Consider the following 21,505-nt stretch of genomic DNA (forward strand, 5'->3'; position numbering starts at 1 on the left):
AAACTCCTGCCCTAATCTCCGTCAGGTGCGAAATCTCAGGTCAGGTGAGAATTGGGAAGGTGCGGGCCAGGAAACGCTTACTGTCTTCGACAGGGGTGCCGTCGATATTTGTGACCTTTGCCGCCGCATACCAAGTCGAACCCACCTTGCAGGCTTTGACCAGTTCCGTCTTGCGCCTGTCGCCCTCGAAGGTGCACAGCCGAGCAATCTCCGCTTTCTCATCCGCGTAGGTCTGGACGCGGCCGTCGGTGTAGAAGAGCCATCCCATCTCAGAGTCCTTTCTCTCATTGGGGAAACTGTTGTCGCCAATGTCCCGAGCGGGCCGCAGGCCCGGCAGGGTATTGGCGATGCTTGTTTGAGAAAGGGCGCATTACGCCACCCTCCGGTCATCGAGTTCCATCAGCGCATCGAGCGGCACGCGGTAGGGCTGCATGGCGTCGAAATCCTCGCAATTGCCGCAGTTCTGCACGATTGCGAAGGTGTCGCAGGCATCCTTGAGAATGACCCGGAAGGTGCCGCCAAGGCCCGAGGGCACTTCGTAGGTCCCGCCGATGAGATAGTCCGAGGCCCGGCGCACGAAGACGCGGATGCTGTGGCCATCGGTGGCGAGCCGGATCGCACCCCGCCCCCGGTCGATGAGCACCTGCACGTCATCCAGGATGTCGGTGTAGAACTGGCCGGTCAAATCGCGAAACGCCATGCGGCGCTGCGCCATCCAGTCGGTGTCCCGAAACGGGTTCATGCTATCGGCGAAAGCAAAGGACGGATCGGCCTGCTCGGTGGTGACGATACGGGTGGTCGTGCCATCGATGCCGTTTGAGCGCAGATGCACACCATTGCCGACGATGAGGATCAGGGCGGGCCTGTCCACGGGCCCGTTCCAGTTGGGCAAGAAGGTTTTGCAGGCGCGTGCATGGGCGATCTGCGCCGCAACAGCGGAGGCAGAGAACTTGAGAATAGCCATGGGGATGTCTTTCTGTTCGGTTTGGAAGGGTCGACCCGCGCGGGTGGCATGGCCCACGCGCGGGTCGCGTGATGGCTCAGGCCGCTTGCGCGACCTCGCTGTCAGGCTCCGGAGATTCCGCGATGGGCTCCGCCTCATCAAAGGCGACACCGTTGGTCTGCATCATCGGCGGGCACCAGGCGGCCACGGCAGCGCGCTGCGCGTCGGTGAGGGTGGCGAAGGGTTCGGCGAAGAGCTTGTCGCAGAAGGCGACAATCTCCTTCTTGCTCGACGAGGCCAGCGTCACCGCCTCCTGGGCGAGACCCAGATCCTCGCCGAGGATCTTCAGGAGCCAGGCCTTCTTGAAGCGGTTGAACAGCGCCGCGTTCGGCGTCCAGTGGGCGCGGATGTCGGGCATGATCTCGATCTCGAACGCATGCATCAGGCTGTCGCGCCGAGAATCCCGTGCGAAGCAGGACTGCGTGGTGCTGGCCGTAGCATAGGCGACAAGTTTGGCCTTCTCCCCTGCCTCCAGCGCGCGAAACGCCGCGAACTGATCAGCGGGCGCGCGGGCGTCATCGAGCCAGGACAGATCAAGCGCATCATGCGCCGCCGCCACCTGCTCGAGCGAGGTCTCGTCGATCTCGTCCATCTTGGCGTGGCTGCGATATTCCTTGCGGGCCTCGATCTTGATCGCCTGCGTGACACTCATGCCGCTGGCCAGAACATCACTGACCAGCTTGAAGAGCGTCACATCAAGCGTGGCCTCCGGATGCAGCGCCATCGCGGCCCCAAGCGCCATGGCTCGCTCGGTCTTGAGGTCCTCAGCCAGTGAAGATGGATAAGTGATTTCGCCCGGGTCCGGGGCCTCCTCCCCGGTCGGGCTAGCCGAGGAGCCGCGCGCGCCCTCCTCTTTGATGGTGTCTTCCGGGCGGACGAGACCAACATGGAGCGTGATCTGCCCACCCTGCCACGAGGCGATCACCCCAGACCGTGCGAGGTCCTCGGCGCTGTAGGCCTCCTGCAGATCGCGCGCTTCCTCATCCAGAGCGTCGACGCGCTCGTAAAGCGCGTTGTAGGCACCGTCCTCGAGCCCCTCATCCTCCATCTCGAGCTGCAATTTCTCAAGCTCGGCGGTGATCTCATCGATGCGCTTCTGGGCAGCCTCATCCGGCTCGATCGGGCCGGGATAGACGCGGCCATAGTCGGCCATGGTCGCGTAGTCATAGCGCACCATCGCATCGGCCCAGGCAAACCCCAGCCTCATACGGGCCTCTTCGGCAGCGGCACCGAGCTTTTCGAGCAAGATGGTCTCGACCAGCGCCGCATCCTCAAGCACGGAATGCTCTTCAAGAAGGTCAGCCGCGACGGCGCCACCGCGTGCCTCGTAGTCTTCGCGCACGAAAGCCCCGATGTCGTCGCTAACCTGCACCCCGCGGGATTTGAGCGCCTGACGGACGGTATAGGCCTGCAGATAACTGCCATCTTTCGTGAGCGCCTCGAAAACCTCGCGCTGCGCCTCCTGGCTCGGGTGCTCGGCGAAGGCCTTCATCGTGTCGAGCGTAATCACCTTGCCCCGAGCCGCAGCGCGGATGTCGGGGTGGATAAGGCCATAACGCAACCGGCCTTTTACGGCCGCCACCGTGGTGCCGAAGGTCTTGGCGATGGTCTCGGGCGTCTGGCCGTCGACCTCCATCATCCGGGCGAAAGCCTCGAACTCGTCAATCGCGTTCATGGGGGCCTGGGTGATGTTCTCGGCCAGCGACAGGGCCGTGGTGACGTCGCAGTCTTCCGGTACAAGGCGGCAGTCGATCTTGGTTTTCGCGGTGAACCCCTTGGCGGCCTTGTCTGCGACCAGCTCCTTCAGCGCGGCATGGCGTCGGCCACCAGCGAGGACAGCGTATTTGCCGTCGAGCTTCTGGACCAGGAGAGGCTGGAGCAAGCCCAGAACGGCGATGCTGGCCTTCAGATGCGCGATGTTCTCGGGGTCATAAGTTTCCGGCGCGTTGCTGCGCACGTTGGCTGGATGCGGGACCAGATCGCCGATGGCGACGGTGAGAGGGGCAAAGCTTACGGTCATGGGATATCCTTCCAGGTGGGTGAGATGCGGCCCGCGCGCTTGCGCGTGACCAATCCCCGGCTTCAGGGATCACCAAGACAAAAAGCCCACTTTCCCTTTGAGGGGTCAGTGGGCCTTGAGTTTTCAGATCGACACTTTGGGAAGCCCTCCTACCCTACCAGTCACGCGCCAGCATGATGGTCAGCACGCGCATGGTTGTGGCAGGATTGTCCGGGGTCTCGGCCCCGTAGCGGAAATCCGAATCTGCCTCATAGAGATCGATTTTCCAGAACACGGTCTCGCCCCGGATCTCGACCGCGCCAAAATCGTGCCATCCCTCGGGATCATTCTCAGGCTCGAACGTGGCAAACTCACCGGTGGCCTTCACCGCCTCGGCCATGAAGCCGTCACCGGCCTCCATAAGCGAGCGGGTGACATGCATTCGGCCCTGAATGGGCTTCGCGGGCGCCACTCCAAGGCACGCGAGCTTGCGAAACGCGTCGTTTTGCGCCGCGATCACGGTCGGATCCGGACGGTCTGGCTGGGATTGAACGGTCATGGACATGGGATTTCCTTTGAGAAGTTGAAACACCCTTCCCAAAGCCCGCTTTCACTTTTCTGCTTGGCGGAAGGACCGAAGCAGAAGGCGCCTTACCCGAACAGCCCTCTGGCTCTGTAGTTCGGGTTGGGGATGGTTTCGATCCAGCCGCCCTGTTCCTTGATGCTCTCGAGTGCCGCCGAGAGCGGGTAAGCGCCCTCGGACGGGCTCCACCAATAGGCACCGCGTTTGAAGGTGATGATCTTGCGGCGGCCGTCTTCGAAGCAGGCCACCCGCAGCGTCTTGGGTTCCTTGCGTGACATGCGAGTCTCCGTTCTCCGTGTGGTCAGGCGGCCTCGGCACTGCGCCCTGCCCTACCCGCCTCAGATTGTGCGATCAGATAGTCACAGGCGCGCTGCGCATCCGCGGCGTGCTTGAAGATCGCACCCTTGTCCGACCGAAGAACGCGCAACCAGTTGTGGAGGTAGGCGGCATTCATCTCGAGCGTATGCGCCGTGAAGCCGAGCGTCTGACCCAGGAACACCGACATGGGCCAGCTCATGGGCCCAGACCCCGTAGAAATTGCGCGGGTCCTGGAACCGCGTGATGGACGGCATGTAGACCTTGTCCACGGGCGGCAAATAGTACGCCTCCGTGCCCGTGAAGACGGTCGTGATGTTGATGGCATCGAAAAACGCCTGCATGTGCGGGATTGGCTCGGACCGCGGATGCTCGGGCACGGGCTCCGGGTCCGGAAAGAAGCTGTCGGGCAAGCCCTCAATCTGGCAGGCATTGAACACGCGGTAGGATTTCTGGAAGCGGAATATACGGGCTTCCTCGGAGTGATCATCCCCGTCGCTGCGGTCATGCTCATATGCGCCCGCGTCTTTCCGGCTTTGACCGTAATAAACGACGACAGAGGACTTCTCGCCCTTGCGGACCTTTGCGTCCAACGCATTGGCTTGCGGCAGCGTCATCCAGAAGGGAGAGCTGTGGCCCGCCATCACGGCCCGCATCGTCAGCAGGAAGTTGTTCACCCCTTGGTAGGGTTCTCCGCCCACGCGCAGGGGACGAGAGCTGCCACCTGCGGTCCATGGCTTGCGCCACGGCAGGACGCCGCGCTCGATGATGCGGATGATTTCGTTTGTGATGACCTCGGAGGCATCGAATTTGGGCGTGCGGGATCGGGCCATGGCTGGCCTCCTTTCGAGTGTTGGTGAGAGGGAATGGTGATCAGGTTGACTGGCGGGGGCGCGGATCGTTGGCGATCTTGGCACCGAGGGCTTCGACCATGTCGATGTAGGTGGTCAGCGAGACGGACCTGCCAGGACCGCAAGGGTCAGGGTCGACCGATCCGTCCCGCGCCACGCACGGCAAGTTCGCGAAGGCGGTGACATCGGTGACGGATCGGATATCGATGAACGGCGTTCCTCGTGCGACCGCGAGGGCGGCCAAGGGAAAGCGCTCGATCGGCGCGAAGGTCGACACGGTGGTCCAACCGAGATGGAGGAATGTCCCACCCTCCCCGCAGATCACATGCGCGTTTGGCAATGACGCCGCCTGCTTCAGATAGCCGAGATCACGCAGGACGGTCTGGCGTTCGAGCCGCTGTGCCAGCGCCGTCTGGCCAGTTCGGCGCAGCTCTCTATGCCGCCACCAGGAGGCGGCGGTTGCGCGGAGCACGCGCAAGACACCTGATTGCATAGGAATGCCCTTCATCCGGAACGGCAGACCGGAACCCGGCCCGGACCCATCTGAGGGACCCCAAAGGCCCTCATCCGTCAGTCACAATACCCGAAGAACACTTTCTCTTTTTCCGGCCCCTTTGGGCACACAACAAAACCGAAAAGCCCGGCCCTTCTGCCGAAGCCATTGATTTCATGCAGCAATTCCAGATCGGCAGGCAAGATCGGCAACGCATATCGGCAAAACCTTGCTTGAAAGTACGAAATGTGTTTATTTTTCAATTACTTTGCAAACATGGAAGATCGGCAAAAATGCTGGAAACACCCGCCAGGATCGAACCCTGCTTCTTCGAGGAGCATATTCCCACAGAACTGGCAGACCTTTCGGTCGACATCCAGAGGGAAGCCAGCGGGCTGGGACAAGGGTTGCATCCTGACAGCGCAGCCGAACTTGCCGATCTCGTCCGTGTGATGAACTGCTACTACTCCAACCTGATCGAAGGACACAACACGCGCCCCCGCGACATCGAAAGGGCGCTGGCTGGTGCCGAGCTTGAGGAAGAAACCCGTCCCCTCGCCCTTGAGGCCCGGGCGCACGTCATCGTTCAACGGGCCATCGACGAGATGCATCGCAAGGGCACCCTGCCCCGCCCCACATCCGTCGAATTCCTGACTTGGGTCCATAAGAGCTTCTACGACGAGATGCCGGAAGAGTTTCGGGTCATCGAACATCCCGACGGCACACAAGAGCCCATCGTTCCGGGACGCATGCGGCAGGATGATGATCGGGAAGTTGCGGTTGGGCGCCACCTACCTCCTTCATCGTCGCGCGTCGCGGCATTCATGGACCATTTCGACAAACGATTTCAGATTGCGGCGCGGTCTTCGAGCGGACGGATCATCGCGATCGCCTCTGCGCATCACCGGCTCAACTACATCCACCCTTTCCCGGATGGTAACGGCCGTGTCAGCAGACTGATGTCTCATGCCATGGCCCTCACAGCGGGGATTGGTGGCCAAGGGCTCTGGTCCGTATCACGTGGGCTGGCCCGCGGGCTAACCGATCGGGGCGAGTACAAACGGATGATGGATCTGGCCGACAGTCCACGCCGCGGAGACCGCGACGGACGGGGGAACCTGTCAGAAGCGGCACTGAAGACGTTTAGTGAATGGTTCCTAAAGGTGACGCTCGACCAGATCACCTTCTCAGCAAGATTGTTCGATCTCGGCGGTCTTGACCAACGGTATCGTCGTCTTGTTGCAGATACCATCGATGACAAGCGAGCGCCGGAACTAATCTCGGCGGTTCTTCGGCATGGGGCACTGGAACGAGGCGATGCGCAGATTGTGCTCAAGACGTCCGAGCGTACTGCTCGCAACACGCTGAGTAAACTGACCGCCGCCGGATACATGACGTCCGCCTCGCCGAAGACGCCGGTTCGGTTGGCGTTTCCGTTGGATTATCGAGAGCGGCTCTTTCCAAACCTCTTTGGAGACGGTGACCTCCCACAATAACTTTAGGCATTTAGGGTGTAATGCCTGGCCGCCGATTTCTTCCATGGGCGGCCAGATTTTCATCAAGGCTTGCTCGTGTGTCACTTGTCCACCGCGGTGGACATCTGCTGGTCTGAGATAAACTGAAGAACCACCACGCGCCGCTACGTGCGTTTGGACAGTTTTGGTTGCCACAAGCGCCGCTTCTCGTTCGAAGTCCACCGCGGTGGACATTAGACAGTTCGCTCATTGTTTTCGGACAGTCGCTTGATCAAAGCTAATGGATCAAATTGGTTTTGCCTTTGACCCAGGGTGATACTGTGAAAATACGCTCCAAAATCCCTGATGCGTTTTCCAAGATGTAGCATGATGAAGATCGCGCATGACGCTTTCTGAGCTCCTACAGCATTCTTGGCTTTCTCGAAAGTCTCTGGGTGAATGCCCATCATGGGTGCAAGTGTTCGAGCATGGTTTTCAATGTCCAACCAGTTTCTAAGTCTCTCTGTGGAGAACGATGTCGCCTGATCGCAGACTGAGGTCAGCAAGTCTGGTTTCAGGGCCTCAAGGCCTATGTTGCTATCTAAATCTTTTTTTTCTTCTTCAGACTTAGATTGATGCCGGACAGTTTGTCCGTCATTGGCGGGCAATTCCATAGTTTCAGGCGGGTCATCCGGGGTAGACAAACTCTGGCATTCTGCATCTGTATTGGCGAGCAGAGCGTGGTATTCGGGGAGGCTCAGCTTCCTGCGTAGAGCTTTCCGTGCGTGGTTGATGAATGTGTTGCTAGGATCGTGCTCTTCCAAATGGGCGAGCTTTGTAAGGATCTGTTTGCGGACAAATATTCGATCTCGCCGGTTATTCTCCATCTCTTGCGCGATGGCTATAAGCTCGCTCGCACGTTGGAGCAGGGGGGTGAGAGACAATCCATAACTGATGCACTCCCCGCCGGATGAGCGAACGCGGTAGCGCTTTCGGTTCGAGCTGTCATTGCGCTCGATGAATCCGAGTTCAACGAAGCGGTTGATGTGCCTCCGGAGTGTCCGTTCGTCGATTCCGCCAACGCGCTGGCAAAGTGAATTGTTAGACGCAAAAACCGTTTCGCCATGGCCAGGTTTCAGAAAACTGAGCATTGCTTGAAGTGTCTGTATGTGGCCAGGACGTAGACCAAACACGCTGCGTGCATCTCTCAGGGCTCTGAAGATGGTCCAGACGTCGGTTTCAGATGGGGGAAATGAGCCGCGGGTTGCATCAGCACCTGCGGCTTCGATCGAGAGTTTTGTAAATGCCATGGCTTGTTCACGACGACCGTTCGGCCCCCAACTTCCCCGTCTCTTTCCTCGAATTTTCGCGGAAAAAGGCAAAAAATATCAGTCCACCGAATCGGTGACTCTTGACCGGTATGCTGGAGGTTGCTACATCAAAGATGCTAATCAGATGATGAGGGCTCTCCAGGGGAAACTTTGGGGGGCTCTTTTCTTTCGGGTCTTCGCTTTTCTCCTCTGCTCGTGTTGCTCTGTGTGGCCTGGGTTAGGACCCAGAGCCTCTCTCATTCCGCCACTGTACGAAGAGTTGCAAAAGCGTAGCTTCCGCGTGCTCTTCGAGCCATTGGCCGAATTCTGGATTGTCCTTCTTGGTGACCTTGAGCGCGATCGCCTTCTCATCGATTGTCAGCGTGCCCAATGAACTGCCATTCTCATCATTGATGACCGAAGTCAGCCCACGATTGGGCGGCTTCTTGTCGCTACGTGCTTTGCTCGAGCAAGCCGAATAGACCGCTTGGAACTTTTCGGAACTAGGAGTGTCGTCGGGCAGGGCGGCGAGCGCCTCTTTGGCGATGTCCACCAAATCTACCTTCACCGACAAGGCAGCTAGATCACCCCACTGCCGTCGTCCGATCCCATGTGCTGGCCCGATGAGTTGAACAAGACCGTCTGGCAGTTGTTCTATGACGACCCTGTGGTTGGATACGCCTTGCCGGGTCAGACCTAGAGCATCTTGAATGACACCGGGTTTGTACCCGGATTCTTGCATCTCTTTGATAAAAAGAGACTTTTCTATAAAAGACGGATCAAGCCTGAGGTTGTTCTCCTGGCCTTGAGCGATCAGAGATGCGTCATCGTCCAAGGTTCGAACAATTGCCTTGACCGTTCCACCGACCTTACGGATCGCCGCAAGCCTGCGGCGGCCGTAGATGATGCGGTATCTGTCCGGTTGGGCAGATGGACGGACCATGATGGGCACTTGTTGGCCATGCTTGCGAATGCTCTCGGCCAACTCATCGATACTGGAATCTTCCAGCACCAACCGATCGCGCAGCCCATCCATGTCAATCTGATCGGGTTCGATATCGCGAATCGAGTTTGCTGTGATCTCGCGCAAAGAGTCGCGCAATCCTCCAACAGATCCCGGCAGCTTTGCCGCTTTTGGCGGGGTAGGGGAGGGGGCTCCGCTCTCCGTCTCATTCCTTGGAGGCTGGTTGAAGATGTTTCGGGCCATCAGCGACGCCCCCATGCCATTTGGATCGTCTGCTCTAGCTCATCGCCAACGCCATTCACGCTGGTCAGGGCGCGATCAATTGTCTTTCTGATGAATTGGCTTGGATCGACTTCGTAGACGGTCTGCTGGGTCATCCCCGCGTCGGAGATCGCCGTAGACTTCAGCATTGGCTCTGTCATGACCTGACCTGCCAGAATTGATCTCAGGTAGCCTGCCATTTGGGTCTGCGGACCGTCCGACGGTTCATATCTGGTAATCAGGAACTTGACAAAATCCCATGTGACACGCCGACCGATGGCTTCCTCCACGGCCTTGACCGTTTCTGAAGCAAGCTTCAGGAATTGGCTCATAGATGCGATGTCAAGCATGCCAGGTACCACGGTAACCAAAAGCCCAGTCGAGGCTGCCAGCGCAGTCAGGGTTAGAAACCCAAGCTGAGGCGGGCAGTCGATCAGGACGATGTCGTAGTTTGCCTCAACCTCTTCAAGCGCCAAGGCGAGGCGCTCTGCAAAGATGGGCTGTACGCGACGGGCGAGAGCGTTTGCGGTCTCGGTTTCGTACTCCGAGAGCATCAAACCGGCGGGCACCATGTCGAGCTTATGGAAGTAGGTCTTTTGGATGACGTTCGAGAGAGGAACTTGGTCCTCATATCTCAAAGCATCATAGATTGTGCCGCCATCGGCGAACTCAAGCTCGGGCCGAAAGCCGAAAAACGTGGTCAAACTTGCTTGCGGATCGAGGTCTAGGACCAGCACGCGGTAACCGCGCAAGGCATACCTTTGCGCAAGATGAATCGTTGCAGTAGTCTTTGATGAGCCGCCTTTGAAGTTGACGACGGATATCACCTGGAGACGATCGCCATCACGTCGACCTGGGCGGTAGCTTTCTGCGTTCTTTCCAGTGCGTCCAAGAACATCGCGCAACTCATCAATCTCTTGGGCTGTGTAGAACCGGTGTCCGCGGTTGTCTGTATGCACTTCCGGGAAGCTGCCGTCCTTGTGCCGGTTGCGCAGGTTAGATGTGCTTACGCGCAGGAGGCCGGCGACTTCGGTGGAACTGAAGCGACGTAGGGACTTTCGTTCTTCGGGTTCAAAAGCGATCTTCATCTGGCGATCCAAAGACTCAGCCAGATTGTCGGCAAATGCTCCGATATCGGAAGAGCCTATGCCTTGCGTGTATCCAATGTTACGATCATCCATGTCCTGCCGCCCACTCTCGGCCTCTGTTGAGGCTCTTAGTCATTCTGACGGTGTACAGCGTGTCTGACGCGTTTTGCCGTCAGAATGGGAATGCCACGATCCAGTGAGTCCGGCAAGAAGAATCTAAATGTAGTGTGAGAGTTATCCACAACACCTATAGGTGTTGTCGTGTAAAAAACTCAGCAAGTCATTGATATAGAGATATTAAATGCAGATCTAACCAAATCGAGCCGCTACTCTGTTGAGTTGGCACATTAGCAGCTAACCCCAAGCAACTAATGGCACTTTCTGCCTCCTGCGGAGTTTTCTCCCGGTGAAATTTTTTGGATTCGGGTCAGAAGCTACATCTGATTTTGGCTCGATTCGTACGGCATGAGGCCAAGTCGTTCCGCCCGCTCCAACAGCATTTTCACCGAAGACGGCTGCCATCTTGTTCGGCCATGAGGCGTGCGTTCGCGCATCGCTTCCAGCCGGGTGCAGATCGCCTGAAGCGTGATGTCGGGGTCCGCGCCCTTGATGCCGGCGACGATGGCGGGCAGACGGTCGTCGGTTTCGCGGCGCCCGGCGCGGGCTAGCACCTCGGCCGGCAGGAAGCCGTCGCCGACATAGGCCTTCACAGCGCGCAAGAGACGGCTTTGGGTCCAGCGACGCGCCTCGGGCAAGGGGCCGTTGATGATGCGCACCACCTTGTCGCGCCAGCCGTACTTTGCGAAGAGCAGCAGGGTCTTTGGCCCGCAGTCCAGGGTTCCCGCCGACCCGGCCCTTGGTACGGGCGCTCGCCAGCCCTGCTTTGGTACGTTCCCGGATCAGCGCCCGCTCGAACTCGGCCGCGGCGCCCAGAACCTGCAGCGTGAACTTGCCTTGCGGGGATCCGGTGTCGATCGGGTCCTGAATGGAACGAAAGAACGCCCCCTTGACCTCCAACCGTTCGATCACCTCGAGAAGGTGCGACAGAGACCGTGCGAGCCGGTCGATCCGTACGACAACCAGCGTGTCGCCCTTGCTAATGCGCTCCAGCAAGCGGGCAAGCACCGGCCGGGCACGATTGCCGCCTGAGGCGTGCTCTTCGAAGATCTCGACGCATCCCGCAGTTTGCAGAGCCTCAGACTGGGACAGGGGGGTCTGATCCTCGGTCGAGACGCGCGCATAGCCGATCAGAGGCATCAAAATAGGCCGTTTGCAGTTTCACATATCACCAATAAACGACCGTTTGTAAACGGATGCAAGGATGCTCTCTGTGGCCTGGTTCAGCGGAAAGCCCTTGGTTTCCATAGGCTGAGCGCGATGTGAGAGCCCTCGCCGACCATCGCCCGCGCGTACCATATAAAGAGCGTGGTCGCACTCTGACAAAACCCTTTAGTAAAGTGCAAAATTCTAGTATTTTGCACATATGAAGCCTCAAGCGCCTACATTACATGATGATTTTGATGCTCTCTTCCTCGACGCTGAAGAGGTGGGACAGTCGTCAGAGGAGGATCTTTGGTTCCTGCCCGGTCCGATGGAAGAAGAGCCGGATTATCTGCCACCCGGACCACGGACCGAACCGCGTGAAACCGAGGTCCTTGATGACTGGCGGAAAGCAGAGGCGGGCCTCGCCGCGCGTCTTGCCAGTGTAGCTGGTCGCGTCGGCGCGCTGCACGACCGCCTGAAGCGCGGCCCCGAAGGATGGCGACACAGGCTTGCACTGATCGAGGCAGCTGACCTCAGCTGGTTTGTGGGTGATCATATCGGCCCGGATCGCCTTGCTCTTTGGATATCCATGCGCCTATCAGGCGTTCAGGAGGACACCGCAGCACTCGCGCGCGTCGGATGGGCAGTTCGCCGTTTGAGCGGCGGGCCGGGGCCCGAGGTGGACCTTTCCGCCTTTCTCGACTGCCGCGACCCCGAGAACCTTGGTGATGATGCCGAACCTTTCATGAATCGTGCGAGCGGGTGGCTGGATCTGATGGCGAGAGCTGTCGATCTGCATCCGATCAGCCGCGCCTGCATGGGCTTCCACCTCTGGAACCTCGCGGGTCTCGGACAGCACGGAGACGGGATGGAGGCGGCAGTCACAGCCGCAAGGATTGCGGCCGGTGCGGGAAGGGGGGCGGTCTTTGTACCTCTGGCCATGGGCGGATCAGGGGGGCTGCGCGCTGGCGGCCCACCCGCTGACCGTCTGTCGCGTTGGCTCGATGGGATGATGATAGCATCCCTGAGCGCGATGCGGCACCTAGACGACATAGAGGCATGGGCTATGCGCGCAGACACCGAAATGGCGCCGCTCTCGGGCAAGACGCCACCTGCTCTTCGCGCTGTACTGATCGAGTGGCCACTCGTCTCTGCACCGATGACCGAGATCTTGACTGGCGCCAGCCGCGCCGCTGTTCAACGTAACCTTAGCTGGTTGGAAGCGCGGGGTCTGATCCGTGAGGTGACCGGGCAGGGGCGCTATCGGATGTGGCGCGCAACGATATAGTAGAGAAGCCTTTTCAGATTTAGCCCTTTGCTGACCCAGTTGGCGCGTGAACGTCTAGCATTGAAATCGCTATTCTATTCTCTGCTTCTCGCGGTTAAGTGAAAATTTAACCCTTGAACCTCTAGTGGCTAGACGTTTTAGCATGAAAGAAATTGATCTGACAGATCCAGCACCAAATTAGAAACTGCGCGGAGCACGATACATGCTGACAAGACGACACTTCATCCAGACGACTGCCGCATTGTTCTCGGCGTCTATCTCGAGTCCGCTCCTCGCTGACACCTGGCCCACTGAAGCGGAAAAGGCGGCTTGGGATGCACAGATTACACCGCCGGGCTATAACCCAGCCACATCAAACCCGTGGGGCCTGCACCCGCGCTTTCTGCCGCAGCGGGTTATAACTAAAGATGGTCTTGTGGCCGGTGACATCCATGTCGATGCTGTCGCGCGCTATCTTTACCATATCGAGGAAGGCGGCACGGCGATGCGCTATGGCGTAGCGATTGCTCGTGGCAAACTTTATGAGCCAGGCGTCTACACGATCAAGCGCAAGGTCAGGTGGCCGCATTGGCAGCCAACACAGAACATGATTGACCGCGACCCGGAGCTCTACGCCGACATCGCTGACGGTATGGAACCCGGACCTGAGAACGCGCTCGGGTCACGGGCGCTTTATCTCTATGTCGGGGACCGAGACACCTATCTGCGCATCCACGGTACACCACAGCCGCGAAGCATCGGCGGCCGAGCCAGTTCCGGTTGCGTCCGGATGGTCATGGCGCACATAAACGATCTGTATCCGAATGTGGAGATTGGCTCGACGGCGTTCCTATATTCGGCCGAGGACAGCGTGACTCCGCAGAGTTGACCCAAGCCGCGCCGTCAATCCGACGCTTGGACGCGTCAATCAGGATTGGCGCGCGACGCAGATGGGATTGCCGCCTGCCGATCGCAACGGGACCAAGGTCGTTTCCACCGGCCCACTATGGGCATACCAATAGCAATTATCTTCGGGACGTAGCCGTGCCGTGATGAGATCCTGGTCGGGTGCAGCGAGGGCTGCGACAGATTCTGGAACATTTCCGATCCTGAATGGATCGTTGTCTTCCTTAGAAGGCACCGCGCAGCCAGCCAGGGCCAATGTTGCAACCATGATCACCGCATATTTTTGAAGCATATCTATCTCACTCTTTGGCAGGTCAGCCGCGTCCTCAGACTTAGCGGCGCGTTTCAAGGTTCCGCAGGTCTGTGTCCTTATTTGACCAAGTTTCTGTTTTTGCTCTTGAAGCTCTAGTTACTGTAGGGGCTATCTCAATGTGGAATGAACGAATCCCGAGGTCAATCCCATGTCTTCCAATGGCCACCGCCACGACCACAAGCACAGCTCTGACTGCAGTCACGATCATGGTGATGATCACAAACATGCGAGCGTAGTTCCCCACTCTCATGGAAAAGGTGCTGCGTGCTGCGGTGCTGGAGCCAACACGGGACCGGCACAATCCATCCCCTCGAATGGGCGAAGTTTTCAAGTTTCCGGTCTAGATTGTGCCGAAGAGGTGGCAATTCTGAATAGGGTGGTCGGTCCAAAAGTCGGCGGGACTGAGCATCTGGCGTTCGATGTCATCAATGGTCGGATGACGATTCTGGATACCGCAGTCGGAATTTCGGACAACGAGGTTTCGCAACTGGTCGCGAGTACCGGCATGAGCACAAAACCGTGGGACGCCGACAACGCAGCAGAGGATCAGGCCGCGCATCTGGCACGTCAGAAGCGCTTTACCTCGTTGAGCGGCGGCTTCTGGGCGGCGGGATTCCTTTTTCACATTGTCGAGACCGGCATGGGCGGCGCGCTCGGGCTCTTTGCGGGGCATGGCGAGGTGCCTATGCCTATGGCGGAAGCAGGGATCTTCGCCGTCGCGATCCTCTTTGGGGTCTGGCTGGTTGCGCCCAAGGCATGGTCTTCGGCGCGGCGACTTTCGCCAGACATGAACCTACTTATGGTGGTGGCCGTTGCAGGAGCCATCGGGCTCGGCGAATTCTTCGAGGCCGCGACGGTCGCGTTTTTCTTCTCTTTGTCGCTCTATCTTGAGAGCTGGAGTGTCGGTCGCGCACGCAACGCGGTTTCATCTCTCCTCGACCTCGCGCCGCCTACGGCTCGGGTTCTTTACGACGACGGATCGGAAGCCGACGTTCCGGCCGCTGCCGTGGCAGTCAATGCAAGGTTTATCGTGCGCGGCGGCGACCGGATCCCTCTCGACGGTGAAGTCGTGGACGGGGCAGGGGCCGTCGATCAGGCTCCTATTACCGGCGAAAGCGCACTGGTGCCCAAGGAGCCCGGCGACGAGGTCTATGCCGGCACTATCAACGGCGAGGGCACACTGACGGTGCGGGCGACCAAAGCCGCCTCGGACACGGTGCTGGCGAAAATCATTCGCATGGTGGGCGATGCCCATGCCCGCCGCGCGCCGGTCGAACAGTGGGTGGCCAAGTTCGCGCGCATCTACACACCCATCGTGATGGCTTTGGCGATCGCCATCGCGCTGGTGCCGCCACTGCTGCTCGGCGGCGCCTGGGACTACTGGTTCTACAATGCTCTGGTCCTTCTGGTCATCGCATGTCCTTGCGCGCTGGTCATTTCTACGCCGGTCTCCATCGTGGCAGCGCTGACCGCGTCGGCACGGGCGGGGGTGCTCATCAAGGGCGGCGCCTATGTCGAGGCGCCGGGGCGGACCACGGCACTGGCGATGGACAAGACCGGGACGATCACCATGGGCGAGCCTGAGGTGGCGGCGGTTCACCCACTGGTCGGCGTTTCCGCACGCGATCTCATGGCGCTGGCAGCAAGCCTGGAGGCGCGGTCTTCACACCCGCTGGCACGCGCCATCCTCTCGCGCGCCGAAGCCGATGGTGTTTCCGTGTCTGCCGCAGAGGACACCCGTACCGTGCCCGGGCGCGGTCTGGAAGGACGCGCCGACGGGCGCGCTATCTGGCTCGGCTCGGATCGCTTCGCCGAAGAGAAGGGGTTCGGCAATGCCATTCCGGCGGATCTGCGGGATCGGATCGAAGGGGCAGGGAGCACCCTCGTTGCCGTGGGTGACGAGACCGGCGTGACCGGCGTACTGGAGCTTCGCGACCGCATCCGCCCAGATGCAAAGGGGATCGTTGCGCGTCTGCATGCGCAGGGTGTGAAGACCATCGTGATGTTGACGGGCGACAACGAACGCACCGCGCGCGCGGTGGCAGCCGAAGTCGGCATCGACGAGGTGCGCGCCGAACTTTTGCCAGAAGACAAGGTGACGGCCATTGAGGAACTCGTCGAAAGCCACGACATGGTGGCGATGATCGGCGACGGTGTGAATGACGCACCGGCCATGGCGCGGGCGCATTATGCCATCGCCATGGGCGCTGTCGGATCGGATGCCGCGATCGAGACGGCCGACATCGCGCTGATGACCGACGACATCGGCAAGGTACCCTGGCTTATCGGCCATTCGCGCCGTGCCATGACGATCATCCACCAGAATATCGGCATATCGCTGGCGACCAAGGCGCTGTTCGTCGGGCTGACCGCGTTCGGTATGGCCTCAATGTGGGGCGCCATTGCTGCGGATGTAGGCGTGTCTCTGCTGGTGGTCGCCAACGCACTTCGGCTCCTGAACGGCCATCAGGTTGAGGCCGGGCCTTCAGGCGGAGAACCGGTGGGCGAGCAGATGGCGAAAGGAGCACTGGCGCACGGTCATTGATCCGGCGGTTTCGGTAGAGTAACGTCTGACATCAACCAGACCTCGCAAAAGGGGCGTCGAGCAGTGATGAATACCAGAATTCCACGGCGGGTCTTGCTGTTGGGCGGATTGGCCACCTTCCTGTCTGGCTGTGCCAGCAAGTTCCGGTCCTACAACGGACCCGAAGTGACCCGGCTGCGTATATACAAGGCGCAGCGGCTGCTGGTTCTTGACGGAACGGATGATGTCTTGCGGACCTATCCCATCGGATTGGGCTTCGCGCCCGAAGGCCACAAGCAGTTCGAAGGAGACGGCCGCACGCCGGAGGGCTCCTATCTGATTGACCGGCGCAACCCGGACAGCCTCTTCCACCTCTCCATCGGCATTTCATTCCCGAACGAGGCCGATATCGCGTTTGCGAAGGCGCAAGGAAAATCGCCGGGCGGCAACATTTTCATCCACGGGGGGCCGCGCAAGGGGATCGACCCGATGAACAAGCGCGACTGGACCGCAGGCTGCATCTCCGTCACAGACCGGCAAATCGAGGATATCTACGCCATGGTCAGGGACGGAACCCCCATCGACATCTATGCCTGATCGTCAGGTGAAGCGACGGCGCAGCGCAACGTTGATGGCTTCGATAGCGATGACCATGACGACGACGGCAATCGTGACGCTGGCCGCCTTATCATACTGGAAAGAGCGCACGTAGGTCTGGATGTAAAAGCCGATCCCGCCCGCGCCGACAATGCCGAGGATCAGCGACTCGCGCAGGTTCAACTCGAACCGGAAAATCGTGTCGCGGGCGACGACCGGCGCCATCTGCGGCCAGATCGCGTATCTGAGCCGCACGAGCGGCCCGGCGCCCGCGCTTTCAAGTGCTGCGATCGGCGCGCGGGACACGCCGTCGATCGCCTCGGCATAGAACTTGGCGAGCATCCCCGTTGCATGAAAGGCGACCGCGATGATGCCGGGCAGCGGCCCGAGCCCGACAGCGCCCACCATGAGCATGGCCACGAGGATCAGCGGAATCGCCCGGATGAAGGCAAGCAGCGTTCGGATCGGCCGAAACACCGCAGGCGATACCATCGTCTCAGACGCGAGAATGCCGAGGGGAACGGACAGGATCACAGCACCGAGGGTGCCGAGGATCGCGATCCTCAGCGTTTCCGCGCTGCCCTTCTTGATCTCGGCCATCACCGTCGGGTCAGGCGGAAACATCCGGCCGAAGAAATCGGCGATCCGCGGGCCGGCCGACAGAAGTCGCGAGAACTCGACATCGGTCGTGGCGAAGGACCACAGGATCGCGGCTGCGATCAGACCGCTCGTCGCAATGCCGCCAAACCCGCGGAACGCCATCAGGACACCGCCCTGAGGCCGATACCGGGGATTGGCCCTACCTCCCGATAGAGCTCCGCCGTCGCATCATCGTTCAACTCGGAGGTCGGTACATCGAACACGATCCGCCCGTCCCGCATGCCGATGATGCGCTGCGCGAAACGCCGCGCCAGGTCGGGCTGGTGCGACGAAAACAGCGCCGTCGCGCCGCGCGTTCGCGCCGCCCCGGTCAGCAGCGCCAGGATCTCACATGCATGCGCGGGGTCGAGGTTGCTCACCGGTTCGTCGGCGAGGATTAGGCGCGGTTCCTGCGCCAGACACCGTGCGATGGCCACACGCTGCCGCTGCCCGCCGCTGAGGCTGTCGACCCTGCGTTCGGCAAGATCGGCAATTCCGCAATCGGCAAGTGCCGTGCGCGCAATCTCCAGATCATGTTTGGTCGGTGATCCCAACAGGGCCCGCAGCGGCGACATGCGCCCCAGGCGGCCATTCAGGACGTTGCGCAGAACCGAGGAACGCTCGACCAATGCAAACTCCTGAAACACGAAACCGGTATCCGGACGGCGCGCGCTCGGCGGCGGACGGTCGGGATCGAGCGGCGCACCCAGAACCGATACCCGCCCGCTCCAGCCTTGGAGCCTGCCGTCGAGCAGTGCCAGCAGGGTCGTCTTGCCCGCCCCGGACGGGCCGAGCAAAGCGACGCTCTCGCCCGCCGAAACCCGAAACGAGACCCGCTCCAGCGCCGGGAGGTCCGCGCCCGTATGGGCAAACCTCAGGTCGTCTACTTCGACAGCTGTGCTCATCGCAACAGCCCGTATTGCCGTGCCATATCGCGTACGCCGTCATAGGCGGCGCCGTCGGCCCTGACGTACCCATCCGGTCCATAAAAATAGCGCAGCTTGTTGCGGTGCTCCGGCTCGTTGAGCCGCAGCATTGCGTCGACAAAACGGTCCCGCAGAGCGGCATCGAGCCCCGGGCGAGCGATCACCAAATGGCTCGGGATCGGCGCGCTTTCCGCGATCCAGGTTACCTCTGCCTGTTGCTGCGGCGTCAGAAGCAGGTCGGCATACTGGCTGGCGCCTGCGGCATCGACCAGGCCTTCGGCCATCGCCTGCATCGCCTGCTGGTAGCCGCCCGCGAAGAAGACGCGGCCGAAGAATGCTTCCGCCTGTCCGGGGTCTTCGATCAGCCCGGCTTCTACGAATTCGGCGAGCGGGTAGAGATAGCCCGATTCCGAAATCGGATCGGCAAAAGCGATGTCGCGCCCGCGCAGGTCTGCGAGCGCGCCGATGCCGCTGTCGCGCCGCACGAAGATGCGGCCCGTATAACTCGGCGCGTCGCGGTAGACCTCGGACAGGAGCGGCACGGCACCGATCTCGGCCTCGGCCAGAACGAAGGGCAGGGCGCCCATGAAGGAGATATCCGCGTCGCCGTTGCGCAGCGCCTCGACCGCCGCTGCATGGTCGATGGTGACGAACCCCTCGACGGGGACGCCGATCTCCTCTGCCAGCCATCCGGTGATGGCCTCGATGTCCCCCAGAAGCTTGTCGGGGTTCTCTTGCGGGATGAAGGCAAGCCGCAGGGTTACGTCTTGCGCGGCGAGAGGTGTCGCCAGCGACACCGCGCCCGCGCCGACCAAGGTCAGTATCGTTCTACGGGTCAGATGGACCGGCATCAGAATGCCCTCTCTTCGATTGCGTCGGCTTCGGACTTGAACGCGGTCCAGCTTGCTTCAGCGGCCTCCCAGTCTTCCACGCGGACGGCGGCGCCGACCGCGGCCAGCCGCTCGGCCAGCGCATAGACCTCGGGCCGGGCGGGGAGGTTCGACATGGTGCTGGCGTCGGCCGAAAGGTCCGCAGCCACGGTGTCGGTCAGCAGCAGGATATGCTCTGCGTCCCGCCGCGGCAGTAGCGTATCGATTGTCGAGGCGAAGGTCGTCAGTTCGGCGAATGCCAGCCGGAAAGCGGTGTTCTCGGTGTCGAAGGCTTCATAGGGCTCGTCTGCCGCGCCAACGGTCTCGAGATAGGCGGTTAGGTCGGCGCGGTCTTCCTCGGTAAGCCCAAGCGATTTCGTCTCGTCGAACCAGTCCACGACGGCGGCCAACGTCGGCAATGACCCGTCGTGGAAATAGGGGGCGGTATAGGCCGTGCCGAGCAGCGTGGGCGTGTCCAGCGCACCGGCGCGGGCCCCCTCGTAGCCCGGCGCGACTGAGCCGATGTCGTGGGCCTGCCGGTCGAGGAAGTTCGCGTCTGGCACGTGGCAACTGGCGCAGGACCGATCACCGAGCCGGGCGAAGGGCGTATTGAAGATCTCCTCGCCGCGCCGGGCGGCCTCTTGGGTCGTATCGGTCAGACGGCCATCAGTCGTCAGCATGGAATTCGGCAGGAAGTCGAATTCGAGCATGTAGGCGACGAGAGCGTCCAGCATGAAGGGCGTCGGTTCCTTCCCGCCGAACTCGTTGACGACCACGTTGCGGGTAAAATCGCGCAAGGAGGCGAAGCGGCCATCGCGGCCGTAGGGACCGGTAAAACGCAAGCCGCGCAGGCTGGGAATGTCGAGCGGGTCGTCGCGCCTGTCATTGAAGATCGGGTTGAAAAAGGCGCCGTCCACGTCGATCGCGCCCGGTTGGTGGCTGGCGCCGGGGATGAAGAGCCGCTGGTTGACGTCCGAGCGGTTGTGACAGGTCGAGCAGGCGATCCCGAGATCCTGCGCCGGGCTTCCAAAGAGTTGCGCGCTGTCGAACAGCATGTCGCCGTAGGCAACAAGCGGCAGATCGGTCTCGTCGATGCCCTGTTCCTCGAAGTTGAGCACGAGCAGCGGCAGCGGGTCCTGATCGAAGATGTCGGACCCAGGCGGCAGGCTTGGCGGTACCTCGATGGCCTTTCCGCTGAGCACAGCTGTTTCCGGCAGGGCGCTCAGCGTCCGGCGCGGAGCGAAACTGTCCAGGAGGTAGTTCTCCGCAAGATAGCCGGAGATGACTGCACGGGCGGCTTCCATCGTGTCGCGATCCGCAGATGTGGCGCCAGCGCCGAGAACACCAGCGGAACCTGTGCTGCTGTTGAGTTCCAGCCAGGCGAGGCCGATGCGTCTTGCAGCTTCGGGATCGGCCGCCGCGATACCATCCTCAAACGCACGGTAGAGTTCGCGTGCCGTCTGCACCGCCAGCTGTGCTGTCGCCGATTCTTCGGCCGCGAGAGCACGGTCCAAATTCTCCTCAATCCTGAGCGCTACAAGCCGCGTCGCCTCGGCGAAGACCGCCTGCAGGTCTTCGCGCATTATAGCGTCCAGGAGACCGTCGGGCTCGATATCGCTTTTGCGGTCCAGCCACGCCAGCGCCCCGACAGAGAATTCCGAACCCCGGTAGGGTTCCGTCCAGGCGGTCTCGATGTCGTCCCAGGGCAGAGGCTCGAGATTTCCAAGAAAGAGCGTCAGACGGTAGGCCGCTGCCTCGGGAAGCCAAGGCGCCTCCTTGGCCGGCGTCGCGGCGACAGGTCCGGACAGGAGGAGCGCACTTGCGAGTGTGGCGAGCAGCACTCTCATAATATTTCGCATCACCACGGCCTCCAAAGTACA

At 60.7% G+C, this 21,505-nt stretch carries 18 protein-coding genes and 3 pseudogenes; 5 read left to right on the forward strand and 16 right to left on the reverse strand.

Features of this window, described 5'->3' with window-relative positions:
* Positions 1-79: 79 nt before the first annotated feature.
* The 7 genes and pseudogenes from PMES_RS10115 to PMES_RS10145 all read right to left on the reverse strand — a co-directional run.
* Positions 80-268, reverse strand: a pseudogene (locus tag PMES_RS10115) (DUF6927 domain-containing protein); the annotation flags it as partial.
* Positions 269-370: 102 nt separating this feature from the next.
* Positions 371-964 (reverse strand): regulator, encoded by a 594-nt coding sequence (locus PMES_RS10120; RefSeq protein ID WP_159965600.1) that lies wholly within the window; start codon positions 962-964, stop codon positions 371-373.
* A 76-nt stretch (positions 965-1,040) separates the two neighbouring features.
* A complete protein-coding gene (locus tag PMES_RS10125; protein WP_159965601.1) occupies positions 1,041-3,023 on the reverse strand; it encodes a ParB/RepB/Spo0J family partition protein in 1,983 nt (660 codons plus the stop codon).
* 154 nt (positions 3,024-3,177) lie between these two features.
* Positions 3,178-3,567 carry a DUF3768 domain-containing protein gene (locus PMES_RS10130; protein ID WP_159965602.1) on the reverse strand — a complete coding sequence of 130 codons (390 nt, stop codon included), beginning with the start codon at positions 3,565-3,567 and terminating at the stop codon, positions 3,178-3,180.
* Positions 3,568-3,653: 86 nt separating this feature from the next.
* The gene (locus PMES_RS10135) at positions 3,654-3,863 is read right to left on the reverse strand and encodes a DUF6330 family protein (RefSeq protein WP_040182663.1); all 210 of its coding nucleotides are present in this window, start codon (positions 3,861-3,863) and stop codon (positions 3,654-3,656) included.
* 23 nt (positions 3,864-3,886) lie between these two features.
* Positions 3,887-4,733, reverse strand: a pseudogene (locus tag PMES_RS10140) (ArdC family protein).
* Between the two features lie 40 nt (positions 4,734-4,773).
* Positions 4,774-5,259 carry a hypothetical protein gene (locus PMES_RS10145; RefSeq protein WP_159965603.1) on the reverse strand — a complete coding sequence of 162 codons (486 nt, stop codon included), beginning with the start codon at positions 5,257-5,259 and terminating at the stop codon, positions 4,774-4,776.
* Between the two features lie 278 nt (positions 5,260-5,537).
* Here PMES_RS10145 and PMES_RS10155 point away from each other — a divergent pair, with 278 nt between their 5' ends.
* Positions 5,538-6,740, forward strand: coding sequence for a Fic family protein (locus PMES_RS10155; protein WP_159965605.1), 1,203 nt, complete (start codon positions 5,538-5,540; stop codon positions 6,738-6,740).
* Between the two features lie 212 nt (positions 6,741-6,952).
* Here the strand turns inward: PMES_RS10155 and repC are convergent, their stop codons facing one another.
* The 4 genes and pseudogenes from repC to PMES_RS10175 all read right to left on the reverse strand — a co-directional run bounded on the left by repC (position 6,953) and on the right by PMES_RS10175 (position 11,578).
* Positions 6,953-8,008 carry a plasmid replication protein RepC gene (repC, locus tag PMES_RS10160; RefSeq protein WP_159965606.1) on the reverse strand — a complete coding sequence of 352 codons (1,056 nt, stop codon included), beginning with the start codon at positions 8,006-8,008 and terminating at the stop codon, positions 6,953-6,955.
* 238 nt (positions 8,009-8,246) lie between these two features.
* A complete protein-coding gene (gene repB / locus PMES_RS10165; protein WP_024099295.1) occupies positions 8,247-9,215 on the reverse strand; it encodes a plasmid partitioning protein RepB in 969 nt (322 codons plus the stop codon).
* The gene (gene repA, locus PMES_RS10170; protein ID WP_009807965.1) at positions 9,215-10,414 is read right to left on the reverse strand and encodes a plasmid partitioning protein RepA; all 1,200 of its coding nucleotides are present in this window, start codon (positions 10,412-10,414) and stop codon (positions 9,215-9,217) included. The genes repB and repA overlap by 1 nt, the downstream gene beginning before the upstream one ends.
* Positions 10,415-10,755: 341 nt before the next feature.
* Positions 10,756-11,578: pseudogene (locus PMES_RS10175) on the reverse strand (recombinase family protein).
* A 226-nt stretch (positions 11,579-11,804) separates the two neighbouring features.
* Here PMES_RS10175 and PMES_RS10180 point away from each other — a divergent pair.
* Both PMES_RS10180 and PMES_RS10185 read left to right on the forward strand, forming a co-directional pair.
* Positions 11,805-12,872, forward strand: coding sequence for a hypothetical protein (locus tag PMES_RS10180; RefSeq protein ID WP_159965607.1), 1,068 nt, complete (start codon positions 11,805-11,807; stop codon positions 12,870-12,872).
* Positions 12,873-13,074: 202 nt separating this feature from the next.
* Positions 13,075-13,740, forward strand: a complete 666-nt coding sequence (locus PMES_RS10185) for a L,D-transpeptidase (RefSeq protein WP_005613343.1) — start codon at positions 13,075-13,077, stop codon at positions 13,738-13,740.
* Between the two features lie 39 nt (positions 13,741-13,779).
* On the opposite strand, the gene PMES_RS16710 is transcribed toward PMES_RS10185, so the two are convergent.
* A complete protein-coding gene (locus PMES_RS16710) occupies positions 13,780-14,049 on the reverse strand; it encodes a hypothetical protein (protein ID WP_005613342.1) in 270 nt (89 codons plus the stop codon).
* A 169-nt stretch (positions 14,050-14,218) separates the two neighbouring features.
* On the opposite strand from PMES_RS16710, the gene PMES_RS10195 reads away from it, so the two are divergent.
* Positions 14,219-16,615, forward strand: a complete 2,397-nt coding sequence (locus tag PMES_RS10195) for a heavy metal translocating P-type ATPase (RefSeq protein ID WP_432760099.1) — start codon at positions 14,219-14,221, stop codon at positions 16,613-16,615.
* A 66-nt stretch (positions 16,616-16,681) separates the two neighbouring features.
* On the forward strand, positions 16,682-17,191 hold the full coding sequence (locus tag PMES_RS10200) for a L,D-transpeptidase family protein (RefSeq protein ID WP_050532595.1): 510 nt from the start codon (positions 16,682-16,684) through the stop codon (positions 17,189-17,191).
* Positions 17,192-17,194: 3 nt separating this feature from the next.
* Here PMES_RS10200 and phnE read toward each other — a convergent pair whose 3' ends face one another.
* Genes phnE through PMES_RS10220 form a run of 4 tightly spaced genes read right to left on the reverse strand, consistent with a single transcriptional unit; the run spans position 17,195 to position 21,466 of the window.
* The gene (phnE, locus tag PMES_RS10205) at positions 17,195-17,953 is read right to left on the reverse strand and encodes a phosphonate ABC transporter, permease protein PhnE (RefSeq protein WP_048535504.1); all 759 of its coding nucleotides are present in this window, start codon (positions 17,951-17,953) and stop codon (positions 17,195-17,197) included.
* Entirely contained in the window at positions 17,953-18,735 is a 783-nt protein-coding gene (locus tag PMES_RS10210) for a phosphonate ABC transporter ATP-binding protein (protein ID WP_159965608.1), read from the reverse strand. The genes phnE and PMES_RS10210 overlap by 1 nt, the downstream gene beginning before the upstream one ends.
* Positions 18,732-19,607 (reverse strand): phosphate/phosphite/phosphonate ABC transporter substrate-binding protein, encoded by an 876-nt coding sequence (locus PMES_RS10215; RefSeq protein WP_009824424.1) that lies wholly within the window; start codon positions 19,605-19,607, stop codon positions 18,732-18,734. The genes PMES_RS10210 and PMES_RS10215 overlap by 4 nt, the downstream gene beginning before the upstream one ends.
* Positions 19,607-21,466: a cytochrome c peroxidase gene (locus PMES_RS10220; protein ID WP_236549771.1), complete on the reverse strand. Its 1,860-nt coding sequence runs from the start codon at positions 21,464-21,466 to the stop codon at positions 19,607-19,609. The genes PMES_RS10215 and PMES_RS10220 overlap by 1 nt, the downstream gene beginning before the upstream one ends.
* Between the last annotated feature and the right edge of the window lie 39 nt (positions 21,467-21,505).

Source organism: Profundibacterium mesophilum KAUST100406-0324 (assembly GCF_009835145.1).
Lineage (GTDB): Bacteria > Pseudomonadota > Alphaproteobacteria > Rhodobacterales > Rhodobacteraceae > Profundibacterium > Profundibacterium mesophilum.

Coding starts and splice junctions, on each gene's coding strand:
- PMES_RS10120 (WP_159965600.1), bottom strand. CDS start 964: ATGGCTATTCTCAAGTTCTCTGCCTCCGCTGTTGCGGCGCAGATCGCC.
- PMES_RS10125 (WP_159965601.1), bottom strand. CDS start 3,023: ATGACCGTAAGCTTTGCCCCTCTCACCGTCGCCATCGGCGATCTGGTC.
- PMES_RS10130 (WP_159965602.1), bottom strand. CDS start 3,567: ATGTCCATGACCGTTCAATCCCAGCCAGACCGTCCGGATCCGACCGTG.
- PMES_RS10135 (WP_040182663.1), bottom strand. CDS start 3,863: ATGTCACGCAAGGAACCCAAGACGCTGCGGGTGGCCTGCTTCGAAGAC.
- PMES_RS10145 (WP_159965603.1), bottom strand. CDS start 5,259: ATGAAGGGCATTCCTATGCAATCAGGTGTCTTGCGCGTGCTCCGCGCA.
- PMES_RS10155 (WP_159965605.1), top strand. CDS start 5,538: ATGCTGGAAACACCCGCCAGGATCGAACCCTGCTTCTTCGAGGAGCAT.
- repC (WP_159965606.1), bottom strand. CDS start 8,008: ATGGCATTTACAAAACTCTCGATCGAAGCCGCAGGTGCTGATGCAACC.
- repB (WP_024099295.1), bottom strand. CDS start 9,215: ATGGCCCGAAACATCTTCAACCAGCCTCCAAGGAATGAGACGGAGAGC.
- repA (WP_009807965.1), bottom strand. CDS start 10,414: ATGGATGATCGTAACATTGGATACACGCAAGGCATAGGCTCTTCCGAT.
- PMES_RS10180 (WP_159965607.1), top strand. CDS start 11,805: ATGAAGCCTCAAGCGCCTACATTACATGATGATTTTGATGCTCTCTTC.
- PMES_RS10185 (WP_005613343.1), top strand. CDS start 13,075: ATGCTGACAAGACGACACTTCATCCAGACGACTGCCGCATTGTTCTCG.
- PMES_RS16710 (WP_005613342.1), bottom strand. CDS start 14,049: ATGCTTCAAAAATATGCGGTGATCATGGTTGCAACATTGGCCCTGGCT.
- PMES_RS10195 (WP_432760099.1), top strand. CDS start 14,219: ATGTCTTCCAATGGCCACCGCCACGACCACAAGCACAGCTCTGACTGC.
- PMES_RS10200 (WP_050532595.1), top strand. CDS start 16,682: ATGAATACCAGAATTCCACGGCGGGTCTTGCTGTTGGGCGGATTGGCC.
- phnE (WP_048535504.1), bottom strand. CDS start 17,953: ATGGCGTTCCGCGGGTTTGGCGGCATTGCGACGAGCGGTCTGATCGCA.
- PMES_RS10210 (WP_159965608.1), bottom strand. CDS start 18,735: ATGAGCACAGCTGTCGAAGTAGACGACCTGAGGTTTGCCCATACGGGC.
- PMES_RS10215 (WP_009824424.1), bottom strand. CDS start 19,607: ATGCCGGTCCATCTGACCCGTAGAACGATACTGACCTTGGTCGGCGCG.